The organism is Streptomyces sp. CBMA123 (assembly GCF_014596465.1).
In the GTDB taxonomy this organism is placed as follows: domain Bacteria; phylum Actinomycetota; class Actinomycetes; order Streptomycetales; family Streptomycetaceae; genus Kitasatospora.
In genome coordinates this window covers 1-8,866 of the sequence record NZ_MECK01000220.1, presented here as the reverse complement: position 1 = coordinate 8,866, position 8,866 = coordinate 1, and the positions used below count along the sequence as shown (strand labels likewise).

The following is an 8,866-nucleotide window of genomic DNA, read 5'->3' as shown; positions in this document are numbered from 1 at the left end:
ACCGGGCCCGCTCGGCCGGCAGCCACCGGGCCGGGCTCTCCGAGCAGGCCTCCGAGCGGCTGGCCGCCACCGCCCGCCGGGCCGGACTCACCCTCGGCACCGTGGTGCAGGGCGCCTGGGCGCTGCTGCTCGCCCGGTACGCCGGCGAGCCGGACGTGCTGTTCGGGACGACGGTCTCCGGCCGCCCCGAGGAGCTGCCCGGCGTCGAGTCGATGATCGGCATGTTCATCAACACCCTGCCCACCCGGGTCCGGGTGGAGAGCGGGCGCACCGCCGCCGACTGGCTGCGCGAGCTGCAGGAGAGCCAGGCCGAGGCCCGGCGGCACGCCGCCGTCTCCCTCGCCGAACTCACCGGCTACAGCGACGTGCCGTCCGGCAGCGCGCTGTTCGACAGCATCGTCGCCTTCGAGAACTACCCCTTCGACGACGCCCGCGCGGCCGGCACCGGGGTGCGGCTGGTCGAGGTGGACTCCCGGGACGCCACCAACTTCCCGCTGGTGCTGCGGGCCTACCAGGGGGAGCGGCTCGGCTTCGACCTCGCCTACGACCCGGGGCTGTTCGACGCCGCGACCGTCCGCGCCCTCGCCGGGCGGCTCTGCCTGCTGCTCACCGAGCTGGGCGGCGGCCTGGACCGCCCGCTGCGCGAACTGGCCTGGACCACCCCGGAGGAGCGCCGGCAGCTGCCCGCCGCCGGGAACGCCGCCGGGAACGCCGCCGGGGACGCCACCGGAAACGCCGCCGGGAACGTAGCCGGGCGCGCCACAGGCAACGGCACCGCCCACGGCCGGCCCGAGCACACCCTGGTCGACCTGTTCGAGGCCCAGGCCGCCCGCACCCCGCACGCCGAGGCCGTCACCTGCGGCACCGAGCACCTCGACTACGCCACCCTGGACGCCCGGGCCACCCGGCTCGCCCACCGGCTGGCCGAACTCGGCGCCGGGCCCGAGCAGTTCGTCGCCATCGCGCTGCCCCGGACGGCCGAACTGGTGGTGGCCGTGCTCGCCGTCCTCAAGGCCGGCGCGGCCTACCTCCCGCTCGACCCGGACCTGCCCGCCGGACGCCGGGCCGAACTGCTCGGCGACGCCGCCCCGGTGGCCCTGGTGACCCTCACTCCCGACGGCATCGACGTCCCGGTGGTCGCCCTGGACGACCCGGCGGTCCGCGCCGACCTGGCCCGCCGCCCGGCCGCCCCGCTCGGCCCCCGCCACCGCCCGCTGCCCGACAGCCCCGCCTACGCCATCTACACCTCCGGCTCCACCGGCCGCCCCAAGGGCGTGGTCGTGCCGCACGCCGACGTGGTCCGGCTGTTCCGGCACACCCGGGAACTCCTCGACTTCGGCCCGCGGGACGTCTGGACGCTGTTCCACTCCTACACCTTCGACTTCTCGGTCTGGGAGCTGTGGGGCCCGCTGCTGCACGGCGGCCGGCTGGTCGTGGTGCCGGGCGACACCGCCCGCTCCCCGGAGGAGTTCCTGCGGCTGCTCGCCGACGAGGGCGTCACGGTGCTCAGCCAGACTCCGTCCGCGTTCCACCCGCTGGTCCGGGCCGACGCCGAACACCCGGAGCTGTCACGGCGGTTGGCGCTGCGCACGGTGGTCTTCGGCGGCGAGGCGCTGGACGTCACCCGGCTCACCGACTGGTACGCCCGCCACCCCCAGGACGCGCCCCGCCTGGTCAACATGTACGGCATCACCGAGACCACCGTGCACGTCACCCACGCCCTGCTGGACCGCGCCACCGCCGCCGCGGGCGGCCCGGCCCCGATCGGCGACGCCCTGGCCGACCTGCGGCTGTACCTGCTGGACGGCGACCTCGCACCCGTCCCCCCGGGCGCGGTGGGCGAGCTGTACGTGGCGGGGGAGGGCCTGGCCCGCGGCTACCTGAACCGCCCGGGCCTCACCGCCGCCCGCTTCCTCGCCGACCCCTTCGGCACCCCCGGCACCCGGATGTACCGCACCGGCGACCGGGCCCGGCGCCTCACCGACGGCACCCTGCACTACCTGGGCCGGGCCGACCAGCAGGTCAAGATCCGCGGCTTCCGGATCGAGCCCGGCGAGATCGAGGCCGCCCTGCACACCCACCCCGGCGTCGGCCAGGCCGCCGTGGGCGTCCACCAGGACGCCGCCGGCACCCGCCGGCTGGTGGCCCACGTCGTCGCCGGGGAGGGTACGGCCCAGCCGCCGTCCGCCGCCGAACTGCGCGCCCACCTGGAACGGCTGCTGCCCGCCTACCTGGTGCCCGCCGCCTACGTCCCGATGGCGGCCCTGCCGCTCACCCCCAACGGCAAGCTCGACCGGCGGGCGCTGCCCGCCCCCGGCCCGGACGGCTACGCGAGCGCGGCCGGCCAGGACCGTACCGCGCCGCGGACCCGGGCCGAGCACCTGGTGGCGGCGGCCTGGGCGGCGGTGCTGGACACCGCCGAGGTCGCCGCCCAGGACGACTTCTTCGCCCTCGGCGGCGACTCCATCCTCGCCGTCCGGGCCACCGCCCGGCTGCGCGAGGCCTTCGGACGGGCGGACCTGACGCCCCGGCTGCTGTTCAGCCACCCCGTGCTGGCCGACCTGGCCGAGGCGCTCGGGGAGCCCGTCGGAGCCGCCGGCCCGGCCGTCATCCCGGTGGTCCGGGACCGGGACGCCGAACCGCCGCTGTCGTACGCCCAGCAGCGGCTCTGGTTCCTGGACCGGTTCGAGCCGGGCGGCACCGACTACACCACCCTGTCGGTGCTGCGGCTGCGCGGAACGCTCGACCGGGACGCGCTGGGCCTGGCCCTGGACGCCCTGGTCGAACGGCACGAGGCGCTGCGCACCACCTTCGCCGAACGCGACGGCCGGGCCCGCCAGGTGGTGCGCCCGCCGTACCCGGTCGAACTGCCCTGCGAGGACCTCGACCCGGCCGAGGTGGACGCGCTGCTGGAGCGGATCGCCGCCACCCCCTTCGACCTCGCCACCGGCCCGCTGCTGCGCGCCCGGCTGGCCCGGCTCGCCGAGGACGAACACCTGCTCGCCCTGGCGGTGCACCACATCGCCACCGACGGCTGGTCCCTCGGCGTGCTCGGCCGAGACCTCGCCGAACTGTACGCCGCCGCGCTCGCCGGCCGCCGCCCCGAACTGCCCGAACTGCCCGTTCGCTACACCGACTTCGCCAGCTGGCAGCGCGCCCGCGACGAGCACGCCGAGGACGGCCTCGACCACTGGCGCCGGGTGCTGGCCGAGCTGCCGCCGCTGGACCTGCCCACCGACCGGCCCCGCCCGGCCGTCCGCACCACCGGCGGCGCGCTGGTCACCTTCACCCTGCCCGCCGCCCTGACCGCCCGGCTGCGCGACCGCGCCCGGGAGGCCGACGGCACCCTCTACACCGTGCTGCTGGCGGCCTGCCAGGTACTGCTGGCCCGCTGGTCCGGGCAGCGGGACTTCGCCGTCGGCACCGTCACCTCCGGCCGGGAGCAGGGCGAACTCCACGACGTGGTCGGCATGTTCGTCAACACCCTGGTGCTGCGCGGCCACGTCCGCCCGCAGGCGCCGTTCCGCGAGCTGCTGACCGAGGCCCGCGACACCCTGCTCGACGCCCTGGCCCACCAGGAGGTGCCCTTCGAACGGCTGGTGGACGCCCTCCAGTCGGAGCGGGACACCAGCCGCACCCCGCTGTTCCAGGTGATGGTGGCCCTGCACAACCTCGGCGCCGAGGCGCCCCGGCTGCCCGGCCTGGTGGCGGAGCCGGTCACCCCGCCGGTGCGGGGCGCCACCTTCGACCTCTCCTTCGACTTCGTCGAGCGCGACGGCGGCCTCACCGGCCACCTGGAGTACAGCACCGGGCTGTTCGACGCTTGCACCGCCGAGCGGCTGGCCGGCTGGCTGACCGTCCTGCTGACGGCCGTCGCGGAGGACCCGGGCGCACCGGTCGGCGCCCTGCCGCTGATGACCGCCGAGGAACGCGAGCGGACGGTGCGGCAGGGCCGCGGCGAACCGCTGCCCGCCGCGCCGGACACCACCTTCACCGCCCTGTTCGAGGCCCAGGCCGCCCGCACCCCGCACACCACCGCCCTGGTCGCCCGGGACGCCACCCTCGACTTCGCCACCCTCAACGCCCGGGCCAACCGGCTGGCCCGCCACCTGGTCGCCCTCGGCGCCGGCCCCGAGCGGCTGGTCGCCGTCCGGCTGCCGCGCACCTCCGAACTGGTGGTGGCGCTGTTCGCGGTGCTCAAGGCCGGCGCCGCGCTGCTCTTCGTCGACCCGGACCTGCCCGCGGAACGGGCCGCCCTGCTGCTGGAGGACGCCCGCCCGCAGACCCTGCTCACCGAGCACACCCTGCGCGACACGCCCTGGCAGGCGCTGCCCGACCACGACCTCACCGACGCCGACCGCACCTCCCCGCTGCTGCCGCAGCACACCGCCTACGTCGTCTTCACCTCCGGCTCCACCGGCCGCCCCAAGGGCGTGGCCGTCGAACACCGCCAGCTGGTCAACCTCTGCCGCGACCACCGGCTCGGCCTGCTCGCCCCGCACACCGCCGACGGCGAGCGGCTGCGGATCGCGCTCAGCGCCTCCTTCTCCTTCGACACCAGCTGGGAGGGCCCGCTGCTGCTCGCCCTCGGCCAGGAACTCCACCTGGTCGACGAGGACGTCCGGCTGGACCCGCAGGCCTTCTGCGCCCAGGTCGCCGAGCACCGGCTCGACCTGGTCAACGTCACCCCGTCCTTCCTGCGCGAACTCACCGCCGCCGGGCTCCTCGCCCCCGGCCGCCACCACCCACGGCTGCTGCTGGTCGGCGGCGAGGCCGTCCCCGCCGCCACCTGGCGCCGGCTCGGCGCCGCGCGCGCCGAACTCGGCGTCACCGCCTACAACGTGTACGGGCCCACCGAGTGCACCGTCGACGCCACCTACGCCCGCTGCGCCGACCACCCCGACCGCCCCGTCATCGGCCGCCCCGGCCGGGGCCTCAGCGCCTACCTGCTGGACGGCGCGCTGCGCCCGGTGCCGCCCGGGATGCCGGGGGAGCTGTACCTGGCCGGCGCCCAGGTCGCCCGCGGCTACCTCAACCGGCCCGGACTGACCGCCACCCGCTTCCTCGCCGACCCGTACGGCCCGCCCGGCGCCCGGATGTACCGCACCGGCGACCTCGCCCGCTGGGACGCCCACGGGCAGCTGGACTTCCTCGGCCGGGCCGACGAGCAGCTCAAGATCCGCGGCTTCCGGATCGAGCCCGGCGAAGTGGAGGCCGCCCTGCTGGCCCACCCGGACCTCGCCGACTGCGCGGTGGCCGCGCGCGAGCACGCCGGGCGCACCATGCTGGTCGGCTACCCGGTGCCGGCCGCCGACCGGGTGCCGCCCGCAGAGGAGCTGCGGGCCTGGCTGCGGCGCACCCTGCCCGACCACCTGGTGCCCGCCGCCTTCGTCCCGCTGGCCCGGATCCCGCGCACCACCAGCGGCAAGACCGACCGGCGCGCCCTGCCCGCGCCGCCCGCCCAGCCCGACGACGCCACCCCGTACGTCGCCCCCCGGCCCGGCACCGAGGAGCGGCTCGCCGCGATCTGGGCCGAGGTGCTCGGGGTGCCGCGGGTCGGCGCCCGGGACAACTTCTTCGCGCTCGGCGGCGACTCCATCCTGAGCATCCAGATCGTCTCCCGGGCCCGCGCCGCCGGACTCGCGCTCACCACCAAGGACGTCTTCCGGCACCAGAGCGTGGCCGAACTCGCGCTGCGCGTCGTCGATGTGACGAACACTCAGAACATCGGCCCGGAGCCCGACGAGGCGCCGCTCACCCCGATCCAGCACTGGTACCTGGACGCCCGCCGCCCCGGCGACGCCCTGCGCTTCACCATGACCCAGCGCCTGGAACTGGCCCCCGGCACCGACCCGGCGGCCCTGGACGGCGCCGTCCACGCCCTGGTCCGCCACCACCCCGCGCTGCGCACCCGCTTCCGGCACGGCGAGACCGGCTGGCGCCAGGAGGTGCGGGACCGGCTGCCGGACGGCCTGTTCACCCACCACCCGGCGGCCGGCCTGGACCCGGCCGCCCTGGAGGCCGAGGTCCAGCGCGCCACCGACGAGGCCCAGCGCTCGCTGGACCCGGTCGCGGGCCGCGTCGTGCGCGCCCTGTACTTCGACCGCGGCGAGCACCAGCCCGGCCAACTCGTCCTCACCGTCCACCACCTGGCCGTCGACGGGGTCTCCTGGCGGATCCTGCTGGCCGACCTGGAAACCGCCTACCGCACCGCCCGGTCCGGCGGCGCGATCGAACTGCCGCCGGCGGGCACCTCCCACGGCCACTGGGCCGCCCGACTGGAACGGCACACGCGCGCCGGCGCCCTGGACGCCCACGCCGAGTACTGGACGCGCACCGGCGCCGCCCCGGCCGACCTGCCCGCCGGACGCCCCGGCGCCAACACCCAGGCCACCGCCGCCACCGTCACCGTCACCCTGGACCACGCGACCACCGAGGCCCTGCTGCGCGGGGCGCCCGCCGCCTACCGCACCCAGGTCAACGACGTGCTGCTCAGCGCGCTGGGTCGCACCCTGGCCCGCTGGTGCGGCCGCCGCGAGGTGCTCATCGGCATGGAGGGGCACGGCCGCGAGGACCTCTTCGCCGGCCTGGACCTCTCCCGGACGGTCGGCTGGTTCACCGCTGAGTTCCCGCTCGCCCTGCGCGTCGACCCGGCGGCCGGCTGGCACGACACCCTGCGCGCCGTCAAGGAACAGCTGCGCGCTGTCCCGCTGCGCGGCCTCAGCCACGGCGCCCTGCGCCACCTCCACCCCGACGGCCCGCCGGCCGGCGGCGCCACGCCCCGGGTCGGCTTCAACTACCACGGCCGCTTCGACACCCACGGCGGCGCCGACGGCCTGGTCCGCGGCCCGCTGCCCCCGGCCGGGCGCGACACCGACCCGGACGAGCCGCGCCCCTACCTGCTGGAGGTCACCGGGGCGGTCCAGGACGGCCGCCTCGAACTGGGCTGGACCTACCCCGCCGCGATCTACGACGAGACCACCGTCCGCGGCCTCGCCGAGGAGATGCGCACCGCCCTGCACGAGCTGGCCGAGCACTGCGCCCGCCCCGACGCCGGCGGCCGCACCCCGTCCGACTTCCCGCTGGCCGGCCTCGACCAGACCCGACTGGACCGACTGGTCGGCGACGGCCGCGCCGTCGAGGACGTGCTGCCGCTGACCCCGCTGCAGTCCGGGATGCTCTTCCACGGCCTGGTCGACACCGACGGCGCCTACGTCGACCGGATCGCCGTACGCCTGGCCGGGGTCGCCGACCCGCGGGCCTTCGCCGCCGCCTGGCAGCACGTCGCCGACCGCAACCCGGCACTGCGCTCCGCCGTGCACTGGCGCGGCCTGCCGCACCCCGTCCAGGTGGTCGCCCGGCAGGCCGCCCTGCCCGTGCGCCACCTCGACCTGCGCCACCTCGACCCGGGCCACCTCGACCCGGGCCACCTCGACCCGGGCCACCTCGACCCGGGCCACCTCGACCCGGCCCCGGCGGCGCCGGAGCACCTCGCCGCCGAGACCGAGCGGCTGCTCGCCGAGGAACGCGCCACCCCGATGGACCTCGGCACCGCGCCGCTCACCCGGCTCACCCTCGCCGCCCTGCCCGGCGAGGAGGTGCTGCTGCTGTGGTCCACCCACCACCTGATCCTGGACGGCTGGAGCACCGGGCTGCTGCTCACCGAGGTCTGCGAGGAGTACGCCGCACTCACCGGCGGGCCGCAGGCGCCCCGGGCGGTGCGGCGGCCGTTCGCGGACTTCCTCGGCTGGCTGCGCGAACAGGACGGCGCGGCCGCCGAGGCCCACTGGACCACCGCCCTGGCCGGGTTCACCGCCCGCACCCCGCTCCCGTACGACCGCCGGCCGGCCGAGGCCCACCGGGCCCGCTCCACCGCCGCCGTCCACCGCGAACTGGCCGAGCCGCTCTCCCACCGGCTGCGCGAACGGGCCGCCGCCGCCGGACTGACCGTCAACACCCTGGTGGAGGGCGCCTGGGCGCTGCTGCTGGCCCGCCACGGCGGCGGCGAGGACGTGGTCTTCGGCACCACCGTGTCCGGGCGCCCGGCCGAACTGCCCGGCGTCGAGTCGATGATCGGCCTGTTCATCAACACCGTGCCCACCCGGGTCCGCGTCGCCGCCGGCGGCGTGCTGCCCTGGCTGCGGAACCTCCAGGACCGCCAGAGCGAGGCCCGCGGCTTCGACCACCTGGCGCTGCCCCGGATCCAGGCGCTGAGCGAACTGCCCGCCGGGGAGCCGCTGTTCGACAGCATGCTGGTCTTCGAGAACTACCCCGTGGACGAGTCGGCCGCCACCCGCACCGGCGTCCGGGTGGCCGAGGTGCGCGCCGACGACGCCACCACCTACCCCTGGTGCCTGCGCGCCCACCTGGGCGAGCGGCTCGGCTTCGACCTGGCCTACGACCCCGCCCTGTTCGACCACCGGACGGCCCGGGATGCCGCCGACCGGTTCGCCCTGCTGCTCACCGGCCTCGCCGAAGCCCTGGCCGACGGCCGCGACCTGGACGCCCTGGAGCCGCTCACCCCCGCCGACCGCGAACTGCTCGCCGGCTGGCACCCCACCGCCCGCCGGGCCGAGCCCCGCAGCCCGCTGACCGTCCTCGCCGAGCACGTCCGGCGCACCCCCGACGCCCCCGCAGTGCGCGAGGGCGAACACCGGCTGACCTACCGGCAGCTCGACGCGTGGTCCGACCGCCTCGCCGCCCGGCTGCTCGCCGAGGGCCTGGCGCCCGAGGGGCGGGTCGCGCTGGAGCTGGAGCGCTCGACCGCCCTGGTCGTCGCCCAACTCGCCGTCCTCAAGGCGGGCGGCGCCTACCTGCCCGTCGACCTGCGGGCCCCCGAGGAACGCCGCCGCACCCTGGGCAGCCG

1 protein-coding gene is annotated in these 8,866 nt (G+C 77.0%); it reads left to right on the top strand.

The features are described 5' to 3' along the window. Window positions 1–8,866, top strand: an 8,866-nt coding sequence (locus BG452_RS23280) for a non-ribosomal peptide synthetase (RefSeq protein ID WP_188306297.1), incomplete at both ends; no start/stop codon positions are given.